Raw genomic sequence first — 24,876 nt, forward strand, 5'->3', positions numbered from 1 at the left:
GTATGAGCAAAAACGTATATCAATTTATGGATGTAGAGCGTATCGACCCGCCAAAGAAGCCGATCGATACGCGTAAAATTGAGTTTGTTGAAATATACGAACCTATGAGTGACCAGCAAGTTGAAGGTCAAGCAGATCGTTGTTTGGACTGTGGTAACCCATATTGTGAATGGAAATGCCCAGTCCACAACTATATTCCACAATGGCTAGAGCTAGCCAACCAAGGACGTATTTGGGAAGCTGCGGAACTGTCACATAAAACCAACAGCTTGCCTGAAGTGTGTGGCCGTGTATGCCCTCAAGATCGTTTATGTGAAGGGTCTTGTACCTTAAACGATGAGTTTGGTGCGGTAACTATCGGTCAGGTAGAAAAATATATTACTGACACAGCGTTTAAACAAGGCTGGCGTCCGGATATGTCTAAAGTCACTAAAACCGACAAACGTGTGGCCATTGTTGGCGCTGGTCCTGCCGGTTTAGCTGCCGCTGACGTATTGGTTAGAAATGGGGTAACGCCTGTTGTATTCGATAAATACGAAGAAATCGGTGGTTTATTAACCTTTGGTATCCCAGCGTTTAAATTAGAAAAAGACGTCATCAAACTTCGCCGTCAAATCTTTGAAGAAATGGGTGTTGAGTTTGTTTTAAATACCGAAGTGGGTAAAGACATTCAGTTTCAAACTTTGGTTGATGAGTACGATGCGGTATTTTTAGGCATGGGTACATACAAGTACATGAAAGGCGGTTTTGAAAATGAAGATGCCAACGGCGTGTTTGATGCGCTGCCTTTTTTAATCGCCAATACAAATCGCTTAATCGGTCTGGAAAAGTCTGCTGACGAATATATTGACATGAATGGCAAGCGTGTCATCGTTTTAGGTGGTGGTGATACTGCAATGGACTGTGTGCGTACTTCTATCCGTCAAGGTGCGAGCGAAGTCACTTGTGCATACCGTCGTGACGAAGCGAATATGCCTGGCTCACGCCGTGAAGTTCAGAACGCGCGTGAAGAAGGTGTTGAATTTATCTTCAATCGCCAGCCTATCGGCATTGAAGTAGATGTAAATGGCAAAGCCACCGGCGTTAAGTTTGTAAAAACACAAATGGGTGAACCGGATGCAAATGGTCGTCGCCGTGCAGAGCAGGTGCCAGGATCTGAGCATGTGATTGATTGTGACGCTGTGGTTATTGCATTTGGTTTCCAACCAAACCCTGCCCCTTGGTTAGCCGATTATGGGGTTAACTTAGATAAATGGGACCGTGTTGTTGCTTCGCCTGAAAGCGAATACAAGTATCAAACCAGCAATGAAAAAATCTTTGCCGGTGGTGATATGGTTCGTGGTGCCGATTTAGTGGTTACCGCGATTGATGAAGGCCGTAAGGCTGCTGAAGGCATTATGGATTATTTGCAAGTATAATTAATTGCATTTAACACTCAGAAAAAACCAGCCAAATGGCTGGTTTTTTTAATTTAGTAGAGCCACTTTATTTTTGAGACTGCCCTTGCCCACGTAATTGGATCAATAAACGCGTGCGCTGATCCCCTACAATTAAATCTTGATATAATACTTTTAACTCAGACAGTTTCATCTCTTGCAACAGTTTTATACTTCGCTCACGAGTGTCAAAACTGAGTTTTGATTCAATATAATCGTTTACGATCGGCGACGCCTCTTGATAAAGACTATTCGGTGGCTGCAAATAACGACTCAGTACCCCTTGTTTAAGTTGATTAAACTCAGCCTCTGTCATGTCTGCTAACTGTTTTTGAAAGTCGGCGACAAACGCCTGATAGCGCTGCACTAGTTGACTGTCAGTAGCATGATTGCTTTGTACTAACATTGCAAACACTGGATGGTCATCATAATCAAACGCCATGCTAGCCACTTGATAGCCCAATTGCTCCTCTGTTCTTAGTTGCTTAAAAAAAGCACTTTTAAAGCGGCTATTCAGAACTTGCAGTAATAAAGCCTCTTTTAATGAAGCGGTAGGCGAGATATAAGCCTCCAGTACTGCAGTGTCTGTATGACTGATCTTCTCTTTAAAGTTAAGCAGATTATCGGCATAAATGGGCATTAGCTGGTTTTTATAACGAGCGATAGCCTTAGTTTGGGTACCTTGTATCTGTTTTACTTGTTCAACAATGGTTAAGATATGCTCACGATTATAAGCCCCATAGGCAAATATCATCTTGTGACTTTGCTCAAGCAGTGTTTGTTTAAACGCGGGGATCATATTAAGTTTAACATAGTCACTCGCCTGCAACAGTTGCGGATAAGTAAAAGCCTGATAGCTAAGCTGGGTTAATAAAATCCCAGCTTGCTCAGCTGGTGTTTTTAAAGCATAGTTATTTAGCTCGTCTTTATAATCTGACAAGGTTTGCAAAAAGCGCTCTGATGTCGGCTCAAAACTAGCCAGTTCTTGCAAGATACGCTGCATCAGTTGAGGATGTTTATCACTTTTCCCCTGCAGCTGAATTCTCAGGCTTCCTCCCCAGTAAGGCAGTATATTAATTTGAATGCCAGCGCGACCCGCTTTATCTCTTAACGCGATCAGGTGATCATTAAACATATTTAAAAATACGCGACTAAGGACTTTTAGATGAGCATCTTGGTCACCGATACCAGTATTTAAAATAAGTTCAAACCATCCTTGATTGTCCTGAAATCCTTTACTATGAGTGATCCAGGCATCGATGTTGTTTTGGTGGTAAAGCTGAGTTGGGACTAAATATTCGGCTTTAATGTTCAGGTTTTTTTGTTGGCTAAAATATGGGTTTTCACTCGGTAGTTGGAGTTTTATTGATTGTGCCATTCTCTGCCACTGTAATTTTTCGGATTCGCTAATCACTTGTTTGTCATAACGTCCTTTATAATATGGAATTTCATGCTCAACTTTTGCATTTTCATCAACAATCCAAAGCCTTAGATTGTCAATAGTCATATGCGCCAATAGTTTTTTAACTTCTTGTTTATCTAAACCTGCAAACAGCTTGCCAGCATCATTTAAGTGTTCCGCTGGGTAATCAAACATCGCAGAAGAAAAATGGGTAGCGGTCTGCATCAGCCCAGCATTATCTCGGTTGGCAAACTCATCTTGAGCAATAGCCGCAAGCTCTTGATAAGCACTTTCACTAATACCATGATTTTTGATTAACTCAATATAAGCAAACACCGCAGCGATGATCTTATCTTGCTGCGCTAAACCTTGTTCAGTTAATTCTATTTGGATTTGTGCAAAGCCGTCTGGACCATAATAACCTGGTGCTAGATAAGCCGTACTAGAGACAGCTAAATTTTGTTTCCGTAAATAATCACCCAAAGTACCCGGATCTTCGGAGGTTAACAGGTTGCGGATATATGAATTACTTTTATGTTGCCAGTTAGCATGATTATCTGGGATTGGAAACTCTAACAATAAAAGTCTCATCTGCTGCTGTGGTTGGTAAAATATTTTACTTGCTGGCTGCTCAGATGAATAACCTGATTCAGCTACGTGTGGGCGCTCAATTTGGTGATTTTTAATCGCAGAAAAGTGTTTTTTAGCCAAAGCTTCTAACTCATCAAGCGATTGATTTCCGGCGACCACTAACTTCATAATATTGGCTGAATAATTTTGCTCGTAAAAACTTTTTACATGGTCTAATAAGCGGCCCGATGGCAGATCAGTTAATGTCTGTTTATTGCCGACACTCATACGACTCAGTGGGTGAGCTGGGTTACCCGTTAACCCTCTGACCCGCTGCATAATCCGACCATCTTGCTGACGGCCTTTAGTCCACTCGTTATCGACTGCTGTGCGTTCTTTTTCAAGGTATTCGGGGTTGAAGTTGGGTGCTTTAAAATAATCGCTAAACCTATCGAGCGCGGCGTCAAACTCGGTACTTTGGATAGAAAAATAATAGTTAGTATGGTCTTTGGCTGTGTATGCATTCGAGAAACCGCCATGCCCCTCAACAAACTTAAAAAAACCTGAAGGCTGCGGATATTTTTCTGTGCCTAAAAAAAGCATATGCTCTAAAAAATGAGCTAAGCCAGGCAGTTCTTCTGGATCTTGATAACTGCCAACCCCGACAGACAAAGAGGCAACAGACTGTTGACTATTAGTATCTGAAATTAAAACCACCTGCATCTTGTTGTCTAATTCAAGGTATCTATATTCTCGAGTATCTTTTGGGCTTTTTGTGATAATTATATTTTTCTGCTCAGTGACCGCCGGCTGCGTCTCATCCGCCAACTTAGGCTGAGGCGCGCAAGCCAATAAAACGCCAGCCAGCGACAATGCAGCCAAGCAAGCGGAATGTATTGGTTTCATTTTATTATCCTTATTTTGAGGCTTGTTCTAAGATGGTATTACGACTAACAAGAGGCTGTTTTAGTTCAGCCATAGAGCGCAATACCACCCCTTGCAATTTATCAGGGTGAGTTAAATAATGGTTAAGTACGGTCAGTGTTTGCGGATACGGGTGACCTATTGCGATAACCTGCTTACCCGTTTTAGCTTGTTGAATGGCTTTATCTAATTGCAGTCTGATTTTATCTATTTGTTTTAGATTGTCTAAAAATACGTGCCTTTGATAGGCCTCCACACCAATATCTTTAGCAATTTGATATGCAACTGATTTATGACTGGTTTTGCTATCAACAAATAATAGTTGTTTCTCTTTTAGTACTTGCATCACCGCCAACATAGCCAAACTATTTTCTGTTAAGAGACTTCCCATATGATTATTAATCCCGATTGAATCGGGAATATCAGCCAAGGCTTTTCGAACATTTTGCTGCAGTTGCAAAGGAGTCATTTGCAAGGTTAACGTATTGGGTTCTGGTTTATAACCTGACTTAGATTGCATTGGCAGGTGTAACATGACAGCACGCGATTGTTTTTTAGCTAACTGGGCGATTTCTTTTGCATAGGGCGTTGCAGGCAACAAGGCTAAAGTAATTTGATGTGGTAACCGTAACAAGCGGGTATCCGTTGCTCGGTAGCCAACATCATCTATAATTATAGACAAAGTACCAGCCGCTTGAGCAGCGGCGGGCAGCAGATTAATAAAACTCCAAACAAAAACAAGTAAAATACGGAACAAATTGTACGACCGAAATAAAATGATACTTAAACCAGTTTAACAAATTTAAAGTGTATTACGGTACTGGCCTTTTCATTCAAGTTTGTTATGCCGGATCATGGCTCTAATTTCTTTGATGTATGCCTCACCCCGTTCGGAATAACGACTCAAACCCGCGGCTAAACTCACACCTGTCACTGGCTGCTGACGCGCTCTTAATTTTTCTCTCAATACGCGTAGGTCAGTATAAGCTCTGTGCGTATTTATATTCATCATATAGCTATACACTGATTCAAGAGGGCTATTAAAAGCAGCAACTTCATGAGACTTACCTTGCGCGCGGGCGCTGGGCACTAATCCACAACCTTTACTGAAACACCATTGACCAAAATAGTTATTGGCTTTCTGAGCAAAGCGTGAGGTGCCCCAAGCACTTTCGTTCGCTGCCTGTGCCAGGGTTAAAGATAAAGGGACTATATCAACACGCCGCTCAAGTATCTTCCAATGCATCGGATTCTTCCGATCAAAATCTTCAATATCGAACTCATGTGCTAAAGCATTTAACTGCTCAATCTCAGTGGATGACAAATTCGTTTTACGCGAGGACCAGTCCATCAAAATTGTTTTTTTTTGCATTAGTTGTGAATTGAGGTGTGCAACAATCGGTGTGAAATAATCAAAAAAAGCGTTTTTACGCTCACTACCAGCGGCAAAAGATTTAAAATCAGGCGGGGGAGGAAAACTAACCTCAGGTGTTTTTTTTACAAAAGGATAAATTAACGAATAAATAAAAAAGAGCCCAACTAAAATGGCTAACATTTGGCTGCGAGACAGCGACATAAATTCTCCAAGTGACTTAAGACAATATTCATTTTAGCTGAACTCTACTCAAATACCAGTTCGTGCCACTGACTAAGTGATTTAGGTGGGGACTTATTTTATGAAGCTATTGCGCATAAGCGCCAACATCAAACCATAAACGTTTATCCTCGGTTGGTGTTAATGGTGGTAAAAACGGATTTTCGATAAAAAATATCTTGCGGTTGCTAATTTTACTTTGTTCTAAGCCCTCTTTAATAAGCGGATGACTATAAAAGAAGCGATCAAAACTACCGTCTTCAATGGCATTTAATAAACCCGAATAGATATCATCTTTTAGTTTATGGTTGTTTTTATTTACAAAAAAGTAAGCTGGTAAGGTATACACTATCATCAGATTTTTTTCGACTGCCAGCGGTAGCTCAGGGTGTGAAGCCATTTCGGCCCATGGCGAATACACGCTCCGTGGAAGATAATCAAAGCGCCCTCCCTCTAGCATATAAAACAAATTAGGATATTTATTGGTCGTAACCACATCCAACCCTGCTTGACTGAGGATTTTAGCGTCAGTCCAACTGGTCACCTGACCTGCTTGTAATTGAGCAAGTTGGTTAAGTGTTTTTACCTGATCAAATTCATCTTGTTTATCTTCTCTAATTAAAAAGATCCGATAACCCAATAAACCTTTAAATAGTGGTATGCGGATAGCTGAAAATTCTTGTTCGTATTCACTTGAAGTCCCCACCCAAGCAACATTCACTTTATCCTGCGCCAAATCGTTTAATAGTTTGTTCTGGCTTAAAAAGTGTTTTGATTCACTAAAAGTATAGTTTGTCTCACTATAAGAAAGCGCCAACTTCAATAATGAAAGCTGGTATGACTCTTTCGCCGAAGTTATTTTATTATGATGGATGACTGTTTCAGCCAACGCTATTTGACAAAAAAATGTGTATGTTAAGATAATATTTACTAGCCAGTAAAATAACCGCATATCTAACTCCAACAGGCCACCATTGACCCGGTTGCTAAAAGGTCGCTCACATTAAGTGAGCGACACTCAATAAATAACCAATACAATTAAAAATACTCAGTTCACTCATCCTTGAGCGAATCTAAGTTGGAATTTATTAATAAAAGCTTACTGCGTGGGCCACTTCGTCGGCAGACCCCATAATAACAGGCACCCGCTGATGAAGTGAATCTGGTTCTATATCTAAAATAGCGGAAGACTCGGCATACGCACTGCCACCAGCCCCCTCAATCAACATCGCCATTGGCATTGCTTCGTAAAGTAGTCTCAATTTGGCTGGTTTATCTGCATCACGATTATCTTTTGGATACAAAAAGATCCCACCACGCGATAAAACACGATGAATATCACCGACCATGGCCGCATTCCAACGCATATTAAAGCGTTTATTTCTAGGACCCACCTCTCCCTGCAGTAACTCAGCAATATATTTAGTGGTTGGTTCGAACCAGAACCTTGAGTTGGCCATGTTGATTGAAAACTCGGCTGTTTGTTTTGGTATACTAACCGCTTCATTTGTCAACAGAAAACCACCATGAGTTCGGTCTAAAGTGAAACAGCGGGTGGCGCCCCCCGTGTTTAACATCAACATAGTCGATGGCCCATACAGAACATACCCAGCCGCTAACTGTTTGCGTCCTGTTTGTTTAAATTGCTCAGGATCATCTGCCGCTAATTCAGGGCGTGCAGCAAATACAGTAAAAATAGTGCCAATTTGACCATTAATATCAATATTGGATGAACCATCAAGGGGATCAAATGCAACAATAAAACGCCCATCAGCCGCACCTGGCACCACTGAGTCTTCTTCTTCTGATGCAATTGAACGAACATTTTCGTCAGATAACAACATACTTTTTAATAATTGATTGGCTATTACATCCAATTTTTTTTGTTGTTCACCCTGTATGTTTTCATCTAACGTTGAGCCTAAAACATCCCCTAATGCGCCTTGGCTCACTCGAAAAGCAATCTCTTTGCAGCCAGCTAAAATAGTGCGAACTAACATTAATAGTTCGAGCTCAACCTTATCGCCTTTTAGCGTGGGTATTAAGCGTTTCATTCAAGTCCCTCCAGACGATTATTGCAGTTGAGATCAGCAAATGTGGTCGCTAAACGTGCGGCCATGCTTTCTTCTGCTTTTCGCAACCAAACTCTTGGATCATAGTACTTTTTGTTTGGCTTATCGGCGCCATCAGGGTTACCTATCTGACCTTGCAGGTACCCTTCGTTAGCTTGGTAATAATCTTTCACACCAGCCCAAGTCGCCCATTGGGTGTCGGTATCAATATTCATTTTTATGACACCGTAATTTATCGCATCACGGATATCTGATAATGACGAGCCAGATCCGCCATGAAATACAAAGTTTAGACTATTATGTGGTAAATCATATTTCTGGCTAACATAGGTTTGTGAGTTTTTAAGTATTTCAGGCGTTAGTTTTACATTACCTGGCTTATAAACTCCATGTACATTACCAAACGAAGCTGCAATGGTGAATTTATCACTAATTTGATTTAAGGTTTCGTAGGCATACGCAACATCTTCAGGTTGGGTATATAAAGAAGCACTATCGATACCTGTATTATCAACCCCATCTTCTTCACCACCAGTACAACCTAATTCAATTTCTAACGTCATACCAATGCGGCTCATACGTTCTAAATAATTAGCACATATCTCAATATTTTCTTCTAATGACTCTTCCGATAAATCAATCATATGAGAGCTAAATAAAGGTTTACCCGTTTGCTCAAAATAAGCTTCACCCGCATCTAACAAACCATCGATCCAAGGCAACAATTTTTTTGCTGCATGGTCCGTATGCAAGATCACCGGCACGCCATACAGCTTAGCCGCCTGATGCACATAGTGTGCACCGGCAACGGCCCCGGCAACCGCAGCATCAATCGAAGAAAGTTGGCTACCTTTGCCAATAAAAAAGCCAGCTCCACCATTTGAAAACTGGATAATCACTGGAGAATTAGCTTTTTTAGCCGCTTCTAACGTCGCGTTCACTGAGTTGGTCCCCACCACATTTACGGCGGGTAAAGCAAAGCCTTCTTGTTTAGCATAACCAAATAATTCGCTTACTTGATCACCAGTTAAAACACCTGCTGGAAATTTGTTTGTGTGTTCTGTCATTGTCTGTCTCCTTGCAACCTGTTGTTAAACTAATTGAGCTTCTGCTTGAATAGTGGCTTGCTGGCAAATCGCTAAAAAGTGATCTGGGTCTAAACTGGCGCCGCCAACTAATAGTCCATCAATGTCTTGCTGACTAAGTAAGTCTTTTGCGTTATTTTTATTTACACTGCCACCGTATAACAAACGAATTTTTTGTGCCGTTTCTGCGCCATACAAACAAGTCAACTCTTGTCGAATAAATTGATGAACTTCCTGTGCTATTTCTGGCGACGCCGCATTACCTGTGCCAATTGCCCAAACCGGTTCGTAAGCGATACATATATCATCCCCAGTTAACTCTATGCCTTCAAGTGACTCTTCCAACTGACGAGTCAATACATCTTTGGTGACCTGATTATCTCTTTGCTCTTCATTTTCACCAATGCATAATACTGGCGTTAATTTGTTTGCTAAGGCTCGAGCCACTTTAATTTGACAACTGGCGTTATTTTCGCGAAACATTGAACGTCGCTCTGAATGTCCAATTAAACAAAACTCGCATCCTGCCTCTTTTAACATTTGTGCTGATGTTTCGCCTGTATAAGCCCCTGATTCAAACTTACTGACATTCTGACTACCAATAAAAACTTCAGAATGACGTAAAAAATTAAGCATCTCTCGAATATAGATATACGGAGGACAGACGACAATTTCAGCCTCATGGTGTTTACCTATAAAAGAAGCCACCGACGTACATAATAAATCTAAACCGCCATTGAGCTTCCAGTTTGCGATAATAATAGGTCTTCTTGTATGCATCTGTTTATACCTTTATTCAATTTACAGTTATAAATAAAGCAACATCCTTGTCGGCTTTAGGCACGACCGGAAAACCGGTCCTATGGGGAGCTAGTTTATGTCAGTTAATTTAGAACTGACTTGATTAAATATTTGTTTCGGCACTATGGCACCTTTATATTGCACTACTAAAGATGCAACCTGACTAGCTAACTGAACCGCTTGCTCGATAGCTAAGCCATTTAAACGGGCACCTAAATAAATACCGTTAAAAGAATCACCGGCTGCCGTCGAGTCAACAACAGTGTCCGCTGGCGTTACGTCAACTTCACGGATATCACGACCACTGACGCAAGTGACAGAACGCGCACCATCTTTAATTATTAATTCTGAAAACTCATAATATTTGCAAAATGCCATAATTTCAGAGGCATTATTAAGCTGATATAGTTGATTAAAATCGTCAATGCCTGGTAATAAGATGTCAGCCACTGAAAAAGCCTGTTCAAAGGCATTTTTAGCATCATCAACCGAGCGCCACATACGCGCACGATAATTTGGATCAAATACAATTTTAACGCCGGCTTTTTTCAGCCGAGCTAAAATATGAAAAAACTCATACCTATCACTGTGCGGTAAAATCGCCAAAGAAATGCCTGAAAAAAAGAACATATCCAGTTCATCAAGTTGTTTTAGCTCTGCTTCGTCTAAATAACGTATGACTTGACGAGCTGCAGACGCTGAGCGCCAATAAACAAAAGTTCGCTCACCCGCTTCGTCTGTATTAATTAAATAAGCGCCGGGAATTAACTTTTGATCTCGGCTGACTAATTTATTATTGAGTCCTTCGTTTGCAAACGCTTGCAACATCTGCTCGCTTAATGCGTCCTGCCCAACACAAGTTAATAAACTGGTTTCTGTGTTTGCAAAAATTCGTTTCAGATAAACGGCTGTATTAAATACATCCCCGCCAAAATTTTGCTTTAGGGTGTCAGCATCTAAACGACTCAGCTCCAGCATACATTCGCCCATCAAGGCGATTTGTTTTTTCATTTCATTGCCTTCAAATTTTGCTGGCCGTGGCAGCGCCACAGCCAGTGATCAGTCACCCTCTATTCAACCCTATTATTATTAAGTATTGCAGTTGGTGCTTGCTCAAAAACCAACTCTTTGACTTCAGGTTTTGCAGTATTTTTGAACAAATTGTTTTTTATGACAGTGTTAGGATCACCAACCGTGTGTTCAACAACAATTTTTGCGCTGTCGACAAACTGGTTTTCAGCAACCAAGCTTTGCTGTACACCATGTAAACGCAAGCTCGCATTCGTTTTGTTACGTTTGCCGTTTGCAACTTGAAAAACTTTATTGTGTTGAAAACTAAGGTGCGGTCCAAACGTACTTTCGTCACGGCCACCTCGGTATAAATCCAATAATACATCTTGTACTTTGCTGAACTGGTTATTCTCTAAAGTGACGTATTCAGCATTATATATACCTAAATCATCTGTCTCTTTATTAAGCAATAAAACCCCGCCACTAATATTGCTAAATCGACTGTTGGTAATGCGAATTTCATCCGCTAGGCTGCGAGCCCCAGCAGCAAAAAAATCAAAGGCTTTATTCACGTCCAGATCCCTTACATCCACCTGATCCATCAATAATTTATAATTGTAGTACATACCCCATTTTTTGGTGCGAATTAACACATTGCCTGTAGAATCGGGGCTTTTAGCACCATTGATCGTTAAATTGTATAAAGCCAACGACCCTTTGTTTTGGATCTCAAACAAAGTACCGCGTTGCGGGTACAAGGTAACCTCAGCACCTTTTTCGCCGCGTATGCTAATGGCTTTATCTAATTGTAAAATACGGCTCACTGTGTAATCGCCAGCAGCTAACACTAAAGTATCCCCTGAATCGGCACTCGCAATAACGTCGGCCAAGCTAGAGCCGGATGCTACTGAAATACTTTTGCCACTGTTTAACGGCTTTAAGAGATCTTTTTTAGAATACCAAGCAGGCCCGGTTTCAGATTTCTGCAATACACGTTCAATACGAGCACCTTGCTCAATACCTGGCAAATAATACAACCCATTATTATCCCTTTTTAGCTGGGCGTATTGGGTTTGCGAAAAACCTTGACCAAATGCTTGAGTATCGAAGTTCACTAAATTATCAGCAAACTCGATTCCACTAATATCATCAAAAATCTCGAACGGAGAGGTTTGGGATTGATTAACAATTAGGTTTTTACTGAAGTTCGAATCAACTGGCGCGGCACTTCGCTCGCTATCCGCGCCTGCAGCTAAATGAATATTTTCAACATTGATTAATGTATTGTTTTGGATCAGAGCATCTTTAACTTGATGGTATCTATTAATTGGTGAATTAGGTACACCATTCATCACAGTTAAACCACTTCCAAACCGAAAACCGGTTAAACCTTCTAAGTAATTATTAACAACTTTTTGGCCTTGATTAATCACTCGGATACCACCTGTATGAGCTTTCCCGTTACCAAAAAAGATATTTGATTCGACCGTATTTTGGTTTCCGTGACGCAGGGTTAAAGTGCCCGTTGACTCAAAAAACAGGTTATTTTTTATAATATTTTTACCTGACTTAATGCTAATAATTTCGACTTCACCATTACAGCGGTCAAAATAGTTATTTTCAATTCGGGTATAAGAATCTGTTAACGAATAATGGCTTGTGCCTACCCTAAGCGTTTCACCACCGTTAGAACCTAAAGTCGGACGTGGGCCAAAATAGTTATGGTCAATTTGATGATGATTTTGCTGGCTTTCACTTGAGTTTAACCTTACGGCCAAGGTTACTCCTCTGTTACGTTTACCACGTAAAAAAGAATGATCGAAACGGTTATGTTGGCCATACAAAGCGACCCAATAATCCGTTTCAAACTTATCAGGGTTAGAGTAGTTATCGATCACAACTTCAGTGACTCGGCTATGATAAGCTAACTCTTTATTATTATACCGAAACGAAATGACTTCGCTGGTTGGCGTGTATCCCTCTTTAAAAACTAACCCTTTGACCAACAAATGTTCACCAGCTAAGCGTAAATTAGATTGGCCGGTTAAAATAACATCGCCGTTATTCTCTGGTCTTAAAACAATTGGTTCATCTTTGGTCCCTTGGCCACGGAAGACGATTTCAAAATCTTTCCAAACACCATTTTTTAAAACAACTTCATCTCCGGGTTGTAAATTTTCACTTATTTTTTTGTATTGAGCTTGATCGGCCACTTGGTAAATTTCAGCATAGGCTGTTGGTCCCCACCCCAACAAACATGCCCCTGCAAAAACACCTTTAAGATAAACTGAACTTGCAATTTTCATTTTTCCCCCTAATGAAAATATTAAAAATAACTAAAACTTAGTTACTTTCGATTTGTTAGCGCTCCACATCATTGTCGGATGGATTTAAAAAATCACTCTGACGATACGCAAAAAAAAATAATGACAAACAATTAATTTTCCACTCATTATGTATATTTGCTATAAAATAAATGTTAACAAATAGACTTATAAAACTAATTAAAACGAGTTTGGCACTATGTTTTGTAACATTATTAGATTCAAGTCTAACCAAACACTCAAGATGATGTCAAACACAAAATACAAAAACTGACTTACAATTTATTTTTTTTAGGCTAGAATTAAAATTCAGTTAAATTCTGTTTAAATTGTCTTACAACAGACTTTGTTAAATACATAATTCAGGGTAGAATTAACAGTTAGCGGTTAAATCAGCAAAAAAGAGTATTCACAATGAAAAGCAAAAGAATGTTTTGGAGCATCGTCGATAAAATCGAATCAAGGATCGACTCAGGCGAATTTACGCCTGGTTCTAGACTCCCTCCTGAGCGGGAGTTTGTTGAAACATATAATGTTAGCCGACCAACAATTCGAGAAGCAATTATTGCACTTGAAGTCAGAGGTCGAGTCGAAGTTAAGTCGGGTTCAGGGGTTTATGTTTTAGAAAACGCCGAAGACAAAGAAGCCAATGTTGTAATTAGTGCGTTTGAATTAACGCAAGCTCGAGCTTTATTTGAAGGGGAAGCTGCGGCACTAGCAGCATTTAATATTACCGATGAACAATTAACGGCATTAGATCAAACAATGATTCAGATGGAGTTGGGTCAAGATGTTGAACAAGCAGATAGAGATTTTCATTTAATTATCTCTAAAGCAACAAAAAACAATGCGATTCTCAACTCGATTCAAAACTTATGGAAAATCCGCACAACAAACTCTGAAGTAGCCGAAGCTTATAAAGACATCTGTAGCCAAAGTAATCAAAAACGATTAGAAGAGCATAGAGAAATTTTAAATGCGTTAAAAGAGCGGGATGCAGGGGCCGCACGCACGGCAATGCATAAACATTTTCAGCGTTTAATTAACGCTTTGTTTGAAGCCAGTGAAGCAAAAGCATTGGAGCAAATTAAAAAGCAAACAACAAAAACCCGCGGTTTATATTCGCTTGATCATGTGGTTACTGGTCGCGTTAACTAAAAAAGGGTTCCCCTTTTTTAGTTAACATTTTAATCCGTTTTACCAACTTAAGAAAAATATAATCCAGCATTAATATCTATATTGGCACCGGTAATGTAAGAAGATTCATCAGAGGCTAAAAATGCCGCAGCTTTGGCGACTTCCTCTGCAGACCCTTCCCGCTTCAAAGCCGTCATGCCCGCCACTTTTTCGCGGATATCATCTGGGGTGAAAGTATCGTGAAACCCAGTACTGATAATCCCAGGACATAAACTGTTGACACGAATATCTGGCCCTAACTCTTTCGCTAAACCTCTTGTAAAAGTCATAATAGCCCCTTTAGAAGTTGCATAAGCAACCGCCCCACCACCACCGCCATCGCGGGCAGCAAGAGATGAAAAAGTCACTATACTACTCCCTTTTGGCATATGGGGAATACAAGCACGGGTCATCATAAATAACGAGGTTAAATTGACATCCATCACTTTATGCCAATGTTCATCAGACATTTCAGAGATTTTTACCCTATCAATTAAACCACCTGAAACGTGAATTAAACAATCAATTTTTTCAAAAGTCGCTAGCGCTTTTTTAACCACTGCATCAACTTGATCAGCTTGTGTTAAATCAGCTTGCAGAGCTAAGGCTTGTACCCCTAAGTTTTCTATTTCATTGACGGCCTGCTCAGCAGATGCTGAACTTGAATGGTATGTAAGCACTATATTCGCACCGCGTTTAGCTAATTCTACTGCACACGCTTTGCCAATATCCCGTCCACCACCCGCCACAATAGCGGTTTTACCTTGCATATCTTGCATTGTAAATCTCCAATTAATAAGGTTAAACAAATCATAAATGTATGACACAAATTAAATTTAGTGTCATACACAAATAAATACAAGAGACAAGCCAACAAAAAGTAAAAAATAACAAAAATTAGTTTTTAATTGGTAAAAAAATGGTAAAAATTACAGAGTTTTTTTTAGAAATTCATTAATTTTTCTATTTATCAGCAGTTAACCTCGATCATGCTGATGTGCGAGGAACTTAAAAACAGCCTAAATATATACAAAAATCTGTCAATTAGACAAAAACCAAACAGACAATAAATAAAAAACCGATTTGACAAATTAACAATAATACTTTAAAAAAGTACAACAAATGTAAAACAATTTAATAGACAGGATCAGCTATGATTAAATTTTCTTTAAATACCCTAAGCGGTATTATCGGTGTTAGTGCATTATTCTTAACGAGTTGCAGTAGCACCCAACCTGAAAATTCAATGAGTAGTCAAAATGCGACTGCTCCCGGCACTCAATTTGATCTTAGCCACTGGAAAATTACCTTACCCTTAGATGACAACGGCGATGGTAAAGTTGATGAGGTTGATGTAAAAGAAATCCAAGAGTATGCCCACCCTAACTATTTTTATCTAAATGAAGATGGCCATATGGTTTTTGCCGCCCCAAACAAAGCTTCAACATCGGCAAACTCGTCTAATACTCGCAGTGAATTACGTCAAATGATACGTGGCGGCAACTTGAGAATAAAAACTAAAGCGCCCCAAAATAACTTTGCTTTGGCGTCACATCCATGGGCGCGAAGATTTGGCTCTGTCGGTGGCAAGCTTGAAGCGACATTAAAGGTTAACCATGTCGCGACTCGAGCTGGACACCCAGACAAACCACCTGCTTATTCAGTTGTTGTTGGACAAATTCACGCTGGTAAAGATCCTGCTTTGATTGCGACTCGATTAGGATTTGGATATGGCAACGAACCATTAAAAATATACTATAAAAAATGGCCTAACCATGACACAGGTTCAGTATTTTGGACGTACGAACGCAACCTCGCTAAAGAAGACAAAAACCGAACCGATATTGCCTACCCGGTGTGGGGAAACACTTGGGAAAACTCGGCAGATCCTGGTTCTGAAGGTATAAAGTTAGACGAAACTTTTAGCTACACTGTTAATGTACATGAAGATATCATGCATTTAACTTTTACAGCTGACGGTAAACCAACCGTGAATTACTCTATAAATTTAGCCAATAATGTTGACGCAAATGGCCAAGTAGACCCACTTGACCATAAACTTGGTTATACTGGTGATTGGCATTATTTCAAAGCGGGCGCCTATAACCAATGCAGCACTAAAGATGCCCCTGGTGGATGGTACGCAGCCTGTAAAGGTACTGGAGACTGGGAAACTGATAAAAAGAATGGTGACTATGTGCAAGTAACCTTTACTAAATTGAAGTTATCAGATTCTGAAGCCCCCATGGCTAAGTAAATCAGTTTTTAGTAGGGCCTGTACTTAATTTTTGATGGACAGGCCCAAGCCACTCCTAAGAACATTTAGCCCGTAGGTGTCTAAATATCAAGACCAACCAATCGTCAGACCAAAAAACCACAAACATGTAATACAAAAATTAAACACTGAGTTGACAAATGCAGGGTTTATTGGTTACATTCTTTAATGAAGCTCGTTTTGCTATAAAAGTTTACTCTATAGCAATATAACTAAATAGCTAAAAAGCTCTAACAAAGCGGTTTATAACCTAAGCTTAACACTTAGGATTAGTTAGGATGTATCCGTAATTTACGCGTTAAACCAAATTTAATTGCATCAGCTAAAGGTAAAAAAATATGAAAAATTTGAGATGGTGGGTTATCACACTTGTTGCACTCGCAACTGTGATCAACTATATCGATAGACAATCGTTAAGCGTGCTATGGCCCTTTATGGGGAAGGAAATATATCCTGAAAAAACGGACGCAGAATTAAAAGAAGTATACGGTATTATCAGTATTGTCTTCTTGTTTGCCTATGCATTTGGTCAGGCGTTATTCGGTAAAATATTTGACTGGGTTGGAACCCGGATCGGTTTTGTTTTATCTATTGGTATTTGGTCATTAGCAACTATTCTACATGCGTTTGCACAAGGTATTTTAACTTTTAGTATTTTTCGTGCGATTTTAGGGGTCTCTGAAGCTGGCAACTGGCCAGGTGCAGCAAAGTCAAATGCTGAGTGGTTCCCAACACGAGAACGTGCTTTGGCTCAGGGTATCTTTAACTCAGGTGCAGCGATTGGTGGCATCATCTCTATTCCTTTAATTGCCTATTTAGCTTTATTTTTTAGTTGGCAAGCAATTTTTGTCATTGTTGGCTGTACCGGGTTGTTATGGTTAATTCCTTGGTTGATTGTAGTTAAATCACCACCGGGTTCGCACCCATGGATCACTGAAGAAGAACGTCAATACATCTTAACTGGGCAAAAGAACGAAGTAAAAAATGCCGACGGTTCTATCCAAGCTGAATATTTGCCAACAACAAAACAATTATTATCACACAAACAAAGCTGGGGCGTTATCATTGCGACTGCAGCAATAGATCCTATTTGGTGGCTATTTATTGTTTGGATCCCCACCTATTTAGTTGAAGTGTACCAAATGGACGTTAAAGGTTTAGCCATTTACGGTTGGGTACCTTATGTTGGTGCGATGCTGGGTGCTTGGTTTGGAGGTTTATTAGCCCAGAATCGTTTAAAAGCCGGTTGGTCTGTTAATAAAACACGGAAACTTGTGATTTCATTGGGCTGCCTTATTATGCTACCCGCTTTACTTCTATTAGCAGATCCAGCGAACGAAGTGGCGGCAGTATTAATTATGGCCACCATTTTATTCGGCTTTCAGACTTCAATCGGTAATGTACAAACCTTGCCGAGCGATCTTTTCAGCGGTAAAACGGTTGGCACTTTATCTGGTTTTGCCGGCATGGCCGCCAAGCTTGCAGCAGGTTTGTTAATCTATTTGGTTCCTCAATTAACAGCCGACGGCAATTATACAGTGGTATTTGTAATAGGTGCATGTCTTGCCTTTATTGTGATGGCGAGTATATGGTTCTTATGCCCTAAAGTAGAGCCGGTTAAGCCAAAATCCTAATCGTTATAGTCTGTAAGCACAGTACAACCTGTGCTTACAGAGTCACTGACATAAAGTTGAAAAATAACAAAAAATCCCCTGACCTATTCCCTTGCGAAGATCCTATCATAGCTGTTTTCTCTGTAACACCTCACATAAATAGCCATTAAAAAGCACATATAATTAACATTATTTAATAACTTTAGCTAAATAAAGGTGGAAAATGACCTCTTTATATGCTTATATAACAATCAGGTTAACAATTACAAGAAAACCTGTTTTAAAAAACACCTAGTAGATGTTAATTAAATTCAGGAAAATTGGTAACAACAAGGTATTTAAACTAAACATGTTCTTCAACTAGGAGATAGGCATCATTATGAAACTTAAATCATTTGCCCTATGTGCGATTGCCGCTGCAATGGCTGGCTGTACAATAGATACAGATACTAGCACTGATAATAATCAAAACACCTTAGGTTCTATCGCGTTAACAGGGACCGCGAAAGATGGAGATACCTTAACGGTTTCAGTTGAAGACCCAGATGGTATCTCAGGGAGCGTAAGTTATTATTGGTATGCAGATGGTGCAGTAATTGAAGGGGCGAACTCTAATACATTGACCCTAACCGAAGATCACATTGGTAAAGAGATCACAGCGCAGGCTATGTATACCGATGAAGGTGGCACTAACGAATCTCATATTAGTGATCCAACCACAGCTGTTGCGGCTGTGCCTTTCGATGGGACAGTCACCATCAGTGGAGAAGCGGTAATTGGTAATACGTTAACTGCGAATGTGGCTGACGACAACGGTATTGATGATACCACAGTAATTAGTTATGAATGGTTTGCCGGCAGTAACAGCATTGATGGTGAAGTGACTTCAGAACTAACATTGACCGAAGAGCACTTTGGCGAGGTGATTACAGTGCAAGCAACTTATCAAGACATTAGAGGTTTTGATGAGTCGCCAACATCAGCGCCCACTGCGGCCGTTACCCGAGAAAATACTGAAGGTACTGTAGATATTACTGGCACACCAACGGTAGGTAATACCCTAACGGCTGAAATTACTGACGCTGATGGCGTGCCAACTAGTGTAAGCTACCAGTGGTTTGCAGGAGATCAAGCAATTAGCGGAGAAACATCTGCTAACTATGTCGTTGAAGATACCTATTTAGGCGAAACCATTAGCGTTCAAGTGATTTACACAGATGAAAACGGCTTTGATGAAGATAACACTTCTGCGCCAACTGTGGCGGTCACTGACAAACTTGTGGATGCGGCTGGCACTGTGACCATTATGGGCACAGCACCTTACCTAGTGGATGCTCCACTGACCGCTGAACTGTCAGACGATAATGGCGTAACAGAGGCCAATGTTAGTTACACTTGGTCAGCCGATGGCCAAGTTATCGCGGGTGAAACCAGCAAAACCTTTACCCCAACCAACCATGCTGGCGCAATCATCTCAGTAAGCGTGAATTACACAGACGACGACGGATTTACTGCGACTGTAACAGATGAACTTGCCTCTGTTGTTTATACCACCATAGTCAATGATGTTAATGAGTTAAACACAACGTTAAGCAATGGCTTGTTTAACGGCCAGGTTGTTGGTCTTAATACCAATGTATATGCTGATTTAGATGCTATCACAATAGATAAATCTGCAACACTAAGAGCACTAGAAGGTGAATCTCCAACCATCACTGGCGATCTTTGTATTCATGTAACAAGTGAAACAGATGGGGCTAAAATTCAAGGTATCACTTTTGCTAACATAGATACTAAAGCCGGTTCAACTTGTGCGACCGAAGAGTCTGCAATTATATATTCTGAAGGTGCGAACTTTGTATTCTCTCACAACACCATGGGTGGGGATCAAAGTGATTTGAATACAAGCGACCCTCAATGGGTGATGTTGAAAGGGTCTGCTGCATTGGTTGAACGCAACACCTTTACTGATCGAGACCATGCAACTGCTGGCTCTATCATTAAGATGTCTTCTTCAAGTTCGGATCATGTTATTCAATATAATTTGTTTAAAGGCACCGATGCGAACCCCAACTATAGTAACTCTAGTTTACACTTATTTAATGTAGGTAGTACAACAGGTACAGATGCAGCAAATAACGCCAACTTTACTATTCGCTATAACAGAGTTGAAGGAGTAGTCACGGGCCGTCGTATGATGCGTGTTCAGACTTCAAATGCACAAATCTATGGGAATACAATCATTGATACTAATGGCGGTATTTCACTAGAAGATGGTGGCTTTAACAATGTCAGTGACAACATCATTATACGCACAACAAACATTGCTGACACTGATGACAGACCAGCGGGTATTTTGGCAACCCCGTTTGGACATACTATTAGTAATAACTACATTGCTGGTATTCGTTCTAGCAATAAAGAAGCGGGTGGTATTGTATTTACTGCAAACCCACTATCTCAGGCTGATGGCGGTGTTCCAAACTCAGGTAACCAGGCCGTTTTAGATAGTGCCGGTGACTTCACTTTAACAGTGACTAACAACACTATACTGAACTCTGTGCAACCAATTGTATTTAGCACTGAAATCGGTTCTAAAGCGCCGGTGGGCGACTGTGATGAGCTAACCGCGGCACTCGCACCAGAACTGTTTGCGATTAGCTGGAACTTTTTCAAAATCAATTTTGACGCAAACCTAATTGCCAACGGCTTAAATGAAAATTCAGCCACTCAAGGTTTAGCATTTGATTCAGAAGATATCAGCAGTGATCATGCGTTCGAATATGATTGTGATCTTGTCGATCGTGGCAACTCTAGCTTTACCAATAACTTCGGGTTTACCGACAGTTATTACCATGGTGATGCTAAAGCCGCTTGGGATACAAACGAAGTATTGGAAACAAATGCAAATGGAAATGGAGCATTCGATACCGATGGTGCCATCGATCAGAATCCAGCTGATAATGGGAAAGAAGTTCCAGAACTTGTAACCGCAAACAATGGTTTAGTTGAAACCGATGCGAATGGCGCTCAGGCTGCCGCAGGCGCTAAAGGTTTGTACTACATCAACGAATCCGATGTAGGTGCTGGTTCAACTTGGACTATGTCTAACAACTAAATAAACTTCTAAACATGTTATTGGGGCCTTATCGAAAGGCCCCATAACCTGTCTGACAAAAAAAGGAGTATAAAAGCCCTAGAATCATCAAAAAATATCATAAAATCAATCATTCCCGCCCGAAAACAATTCGACTTACAAAACCACACAAAACAATAAGACAAAAACACATAAAAAAACCAAAAATTTAACTTACAATCTGGTTGACCCATTGGTTATATACAAGTATATTAAATGATAAATATATGTGTAACATAACAACAACATGTCACACACAAATCTAAGTATAGATAAACAACTAACGGGGACCTCGATATGTCATTGAGATATAGAGAAATACAAGACACCGACTCAACTGTGTCGGCAACCAATCAAAGATCTTTAAAACCTGTGTCTAAATGGGTTAAAACGGCTTTATTGGCAAGTATGGCTAGTTCGTTTTCATTTGTCGCCCAAGCACAAGACGCAGGTGCCGAAGCACAAGAAGATGTTGAAGTTATCGGTGTTGTAGGTACACGTAAAACCATTCAAGATCAGATTGCCATTAAACGTGAAGCAACAACTGTCGTAGATGGTCTTTCTTCTGATGATATTGGTGAATTACCTGCACTATCTATTGGTGAAGCGCTAGAATCTATTACGGGTGCGGCATCACACCGTGAAAACGGTGGCGCGACAGAAATCACTATTCGTGGTCTAGGTCCTTTTTTAAGCGCAACACACATCAATGGTCGGGAAGCGACCAATGGTAGCGGTGACCGCTCGGTAAATTTTTCTCAGTTCCCGTCTGAATTAGTTAAAAAAGTCGCAATTTATAAAACTCAAGATGCCTCAATGATTGAGGGGGGCGTTGCCGGTGTGATCACTCTAGAGACTGTTCGCCCGCTTGATTTTGGTAAACAGCGAGTTCAAGGTGAACTAAAATTAAACTACAACCCTGATGCTGGTAATGTTGAAAACTCTCTATCCAGTGACTTAGGTTACCGTGGTACTGTCAGTTATGTTGACCAGTTCGAGTTTGATAATGGCCAAGCTGTTGGTATATCAGTCGGTGTTCAGCGCCAAGACATCAGCCAGCCAGAAGCAGAATATCGTAGCTCTAGCCCATCTGGTTCGTCATTATGGGCATGTTTAAATGATCCCACTAATACGAACGAAGGTTTTTACCGTAGCTCAGCGGGTGATTGTGAAGACCAAGTAAGTGGCGATAGTAACCAAGGCTATCAACCAACTATAGATCCGGCAACGGGTAAAGCCGAAAGTGCTGGTACGCCATATGCTTGGACCGGCAGCAGCCGTAGTTTCCGTCAAAACGAAACATCAGACGAGCGTGATGCTTTATTTTTTGCAGTTCAATATCAACCAGCATTAGACTGGGATATCAATCTTGATATGCAGATCTCAGACCGTGTGCAGAAAGAAGCGCGGCACGACTTAGTATTTTTACAAAAACGCGTAACACCAGGTATCACTGGACCAACCCTAGTCACCAATAGCGTTGGCGGTATCTTACATTGGGAAGGCAACGAAAGAATAGAGTCTGCTGGTGAACAGTTTAGCCGAGAAGAAAATTACAAAGGCTATGGCATCAATGTTGAACATAAATACTCTCGTGATTTAACCATCAGCGCAGATTTAGCATTTTCGCAGACTAAACGTGAAGAATTACAAATCTCAAACCGAGGCCGCACTTCTGACCGTCCATTCTTTAGCTGGGATATGGGTGAAACCATACCGCATTTTACGGTAACAGATATTGACCTAACGGATATCTCTAATTTTACAGATAGCTTACGATCTCGTCTGGATAGAGAAAACTCACGTGTTAATGAAGTGGTCGGCGCTCGGTTAGATTTTGACTACATTTTGCCTGGTGATGTGATCACTAGCATTCAAGGTGGGTTACGTGCTTCAGAAATGACATTTGTCCAGTATGGCGGTAACCAAGGTAATGGCTCTCGAACTGAATATGCTCTGCCAAGCTCTTCAGCAGATGCTTTAGGCATTTTGCAAAATTGCCAGATCGATTTCCCGGAAACTGATTTTTTAAGCAGTGTTGCTGATGGCAATCTAATTACTCATATCGACAGCAATGGCAACGTTATCGAAAGCGGTACGGGCTCTTCTTGGGCGACTTATGACAATAACTGTTTTTCTCAGTCAGTTGCTAACGTTTTAGGTGAAGATTATGCCTACCCAGACGTCGAATATGAAGATGCTGGCACCATAGATGTAACAGAACGAACCAATGCCGCTTATGTGATGGCAAACTATGATACTGAAATGTTTGGTAAATTTATTCGCGGTAACTTCGGCGTGCGTGTTGTTGATACAGAGGTCACCTCGGTTGGTTTTAGATCAGCATACGAAGTAGAAATTGACGATGTAACAGGTCAATACAAGTTAAACGAAATTGAAGGTAGCCTAGAACGCATTCAAAGTGGCGGTGGTTACACTGAAGTATTACCTAGCTTTAACTTAGTTGTTGACTACAGCGATGATATTTTATTGCGTGCCGGTGTCTATCGCGGTATGTCTAGAGCTGAACCGGGGGATATGGGGTACAGCCGAGAGTTTGAAACTGACGATGATTCTATTGCAACCTCATTAGACGAGCTATTGTCGGTTAATGGTTCTGGTAACCCAGACACTCAGCCACTGATGTCTTGGAACTATGATTTAGCATTAGAATGGTATCCAAACGAAGATTCAATCTTGGCCTTTAGTTTATACTACAAGCAGTTCCAAGGTGGTTTTCAGCAACAAACAACACTTGAAGATTATGTTATTGGCGATGATACAGTCACATTACCAGTAACCAACTCGGTAACAACGGACAATGAAAGTGATATCTATGGTCTAGAAGCCTCTTTTTCATACCGTTGGGACAATGGTATTGGTATGAAGATTGGTTACAACTATGCTGATACAGACTTTGAATTTGAAGATAGTTTATATGGCGATACTTTTATCACTGACGTAAATGGCAATACCACTCAATTAACTGATGGCATTGTCCCTCCAGCTTCAGTGCCTGGTTTTTCTGAACACGTATTAAGCGGACAATTGTATTATCAAATTGGTGACTTAGACACAGCGGTCATTTACAAATATCGCAGTGAGTACTTCCAACCTTATACCAGCAATGGTACTCGTTTGCGCTATGTTGACGAGGTAGGTGTTTGGGAAGTTCGTGCATCTTATAAAGTAAACAGCAATATCCGAGTCAAAGTAGAAGCGCTAAACATTTTCAGCGCACCTAAATCTCAAGATTTCTTCGTTCAAGACAACCTTGGCGAAATCAATGATTATGGCCCACGTTTATTCGCTGGTATTAGCTTAAAATACTAATTAGTAATTAACTGAGTTTACTAAAAACGCCCAAACGCACTCCCCGCGGTTGGGCGTTTTTTTTAGTTTTAGCGGTGTTTTCCGAGCAGATTATTTAAAGATCATGCGAAAATGCATAGCATTC

Annotated in this window: 16 protein-coding genes; 6 read left to right on the top strand and 10 right to left on the bottom strand. The window is 40.5% G+C overall.

The annotated features are described in order from the left end of the window. Positions 1–2: 2 nt before the first annotated feature. Entirely contained in the window at positions 3–1,418 is a 1,416-nt protein-coding gene (locus tag C727_RS0114725) for an FAD-dependent oxidoreductase (protein WP_017446413.1), read from the top strand. 67 nt (positions 1,419–1,485) lie between these two features. Here C727_RS0114725 and C727_RS0114730 read toward each other — a convergent pair whose 3' ends face one another. The 9 genes from C727_RS0114730 to C727_RS0114770 form a co-directional block, all read right to left on the bottom strand. Beyond that, positions 1,486–4,314: an insulinase family protein gene (locus tag C727_RS0114730; protein ID WP_017446414.1), complete on the bottom strand. Its 2,829-nt coding sequence runs from the start codon at positions 4,312–4,314 to the stop codon at positions 1,486–1,488. 10 nt (positions 4,315–4,324) lie between these two features. Next, entirely contained in the window at positions 4,325–5,089 is a 765-nt protein-coding gene (locus C727_RS0114735) for a divergent polysaccharide deacetylase family protein (protein WP_017446415.1), read from the bottom strand. Between the two features lie 72 nt (positions 5,090–5,161). Continuing rightward, positions 5,162–5,908 carry a glucosaminidase domain-containing protein gene (locus tag C727_RS0114740; RefSeq protein ID WP_017446416.1) on the bottom strand — a complete coding sequence of 249 codons (747 nt, stop codon included), beginning with the start codon at positions 5,906–5,908 and terminating at the stop codon, positions 5,162–5,164. A 106-nt stretch (positions 5,909–6,014) separates the two neighbouring features. Then, positions 6,015–6,878, bottom strand: a complete 864-nt coding sequence (locus C727_RS0114745) for a type 2 periplasmic-binding domain-containing protein (protein ID WP_017446417.1) — start codon at positions 6,876–6,878, stop codon at positions 6,015–6,017. A gap of 136 nt (positions 6,879–7,014) precedes the next feature. Next, entirely contained in the window at positions 7,015–7,980 is a 966-nt protein-coding gene (locus C727_RS0114750) for a class 1 fructose-bisphosphatase (protein WP_017446418.1), read from the bottom strand. Then, positions 7,977–9,065: a class II fructose-bisphosphate aldolase gene (fbaA, locus tag C727_RS0114755; RefSeq protein ID WP_017446419.1), complete on the bottom strand. Its 1,089-nt coding sequence runs from the start codon at positions 9,063–9,065 to the stop codon at positions 7,977–7,979. The genes C727_RS0114750 and fbaA overlap by 4 nt, the downstream gene beginning before the upstream one ends. A gap of 24 nt (positions 9,066–9,089) precedes the next feature. Next, a complete protein-coding gene (tpiA, locus tag C727_RS0114760; protein WP_017446420.1) occupies positions 9,090–9,863 on the bottom strand; it encodes a triose-phosphate isomerase in 774 nt (257 codons plus the stop codon). 90 nt (positions 9,864–9,953) lie between these two features. Next, on the bottom strand, positions 9,954–10,895 hold the full coding sequence (locus C727_RS0114765) for a sugar kinase (protein WP_026052745.1): 942 nt from the start codon (positions 10,893–10,895) through the stop codon (positions 9,954–9,956). A gap of 59 nt (positions 10,896–10,954) precedes the next feature. Then, positions 10,955–13,201, bottom strand: coding sequence for a polysaccharide lyase 6 family protein (locus C727_RS0114770; protein ID WP_017446422.1), 2,247 nt, complete (start codon positions 13,199–13,201; stop codon positions 10,955–10,957). A 432-nt stretch (positions 13,202–13,633) separates the two neighbouring features. On the opposite strand from C727_RS0114770, the gene C727_RS0114775 reads away from it, so the two are divergent. Continuing rightward, a complete protein-coding gene (locus C727_RS0114775; RefSeq protein WP_017446423.1) occupies positions 13,634–14,377 on the top strand; it encodes a FadR/GntR family transcriptional regulator in 744 nt (247 codons plus the stop codon). A 47-nt stretch (positions 14,378–14,424) separates the two neighbouring features. Here C727_RS0114775 and C727_RS0114780 read toward each other — a convergent pair whose 3' ends face one another. Continuing rightward, positions 14,425–15,174 (bottom strand): SDR family NAD(P)-dependent oxidoreductase, encoded by a 750-nt coding sequence (locus C727_RS0114780; protein ID WP_017446424.1) that lies wholly within the window; start codon positions 15,172–15,174, stop codon positions 14,425–14,427. A 374-nt stretch (positions 15,175–15,548) separates the two neighbouring features. Between C727_RS0114780 and C727_RS0114785 the strand changes: the two genes are divergently transcribed. From C727_RS0114785 to C727_RS0114800, 4 genes are all read left to right on the top strand, one after another. Beyond that, positions 15,549–16,652 (top strand): polysaccharide lyase family 7 protein, encoded by a 1,104-nt coding sequence (locus tag C727_RS0114785; protein WP_017446425.1) that lies wholly within the window; start codon positions 15,549–15,551, stop codon positions 16,650–16,652. A 356-nt stretch (positions 16,653–17,008) separates the two neighbouring features. Then, a complete protein-coding gene (locus C727_RS0114790) occupies positions 17,009–18,304 on the top strand; it encodes an MFS transporter (protein WP_017446426.1) in 1,296 nt (431 codons plus the stop codon). A gap of 358 nt (positions 18,305–18,662) precedes the next feature. Next, the gene (locus tag C727_RS0114795; RefSeq protein WP_017446427.1) at positions 18,663–21,401 is read left to right on the top strand and encodes a hypothetical protein; all 2,739 of its coding nucleotides are present in this window, start codon (positions 18,663–18,665) and stop codon (positions 21,399–21,401) included. Between the two features lie 426 nt (positions 21,402–21,827). After that, on the top strand, positions 21,828–24,752 hold the full coding sequence (locus C727_RS0114800) for a TonB-dependent receptor (RefSeq protein WP_420196323.1): 2,925 nt from the start codon (positions 21,828–21,830) through the stop codon (positions 24,750–24,752). Positions 24,753–24,876: the final 124 nt, after the last annotated feature.

The sequence above is a fragment of the Gayadomonas joobiniege G7 genome (assembly GCF_000300815.1).
Classification (GTDB): domain Bacteria; phylum Pseudomonadota; class Gammaproteobacteria; order Enterobacterales; family Alteromonadaceae; genus Catenovulum; species Catenovulum joobiniege.

Excerpts from the sequence above, each read along its gene's own strand:
- C727_RS0114725 (WP_017446413.1), top strand. The coding sequence starts at position 3 with ATGAGCAAAAACGTATATCAATTTATGGATGTAGAGCGTATCGACCCG.
- C727_RS0114730 (WP_017446414.1), bottom strand. The coding sequence starts at position 4,314 with ATGAAACCAATACATTCCGCTTGCTTGGCTGCATTGTCGCTGGCTGGC.
- C727_RS0114740 (WP_017446416.1), bottom strand. The coding sequence starts at position 5,908 with ATGTCGCTGTCTCGCAGCCAAATGTTAGCCATTTTAGTTGGGCTCTTT.
- C727_RS0114745 (WP_017446417.1), bottom strand. The coding sequence starts at position 6,878 with ATGCGGTTATTTTACTGGCTAGTAAATATTATCTTAACATACACATTT.
- C727_RS0114750 (WP_017446418.1), bottom strand. The coding sequence starts at position 7,980 with ATGAAACGCTTAATACCCACGCTAAAAGGCGATAAGGTTGAGCTCGAA.
- fbaA (WP_017446419.1), bottom strand. The coding sequence starts at position 9,065 with ATGACAGAACACACAAACAAATTTCCAGCAGGTGTTTTAACTGGTGAT.
- tpiA (WP_017446420.1), bottom strand. The coding sequence starts at position 9,863 with ATGCATACAAGAAGACCTATTATTATCGCAAACTGGAAGCTCAATGGC.
- C727_RS0114765 (WP_026052745.1), bottom strand. The coding sequence starts at position 10,895 with ATGAAAAAACAAATCGCCTTGATGGGCGAATGTATGCTGGAGCTGAGT.
- C727_RS0114770 (WP_017446422.1), bottom strand. The coding sequence starts at position 13,201 with ATGAAAATTGCAAGTTCAGTTTATCTTAAAGGTGTTTTTGCAGGGGCA.
- C727_RS0114775 (WP_017446423.1), top strand. The coding sequence starts at position 13,634 with ATGAAAAGCAAAAGAATGTTTTGGAGCATCGTCGATAAAATCGAATCA.
- C727_RS0114780 (WP_017446424.1), bottom strand. The coding sequence starts at position 15,174 with ATGCAAGATATGCAAGGTAAAACCGCTATTGTGGCGGGTGGTGGACGG.
- C727_RS0114785 (WP_017446425.1), top strand. The coding sequence starts at position 15,549 with ATGATTAAATTTTCTTTAAATACCCTAAGCGGTATTATCGGTGTTAGT.
- C727_RS0114790 (WP_017446426.1), top strand. The coding sequence starts at position 17,009 with ATGAAAAATTTGAGATGGTGGGTTATCACACTTGTTGCACTCGCAACT.
- C727_RS0114795 (WP_017446427.1), top strand. The coding sequence starts at position 18,663 with ATGAAACTTAAATCATTTGCCCTATGTGCGATTGCCGCTGCAATGGCT.
- C727_RS0114800 (WP_420196323.1), top strand. The coding sequence starts at position 21,828 with ATGGCTAGTTCGTTTTCATTTGTCGCCCAAGCACAAGACGCAGGTGCC.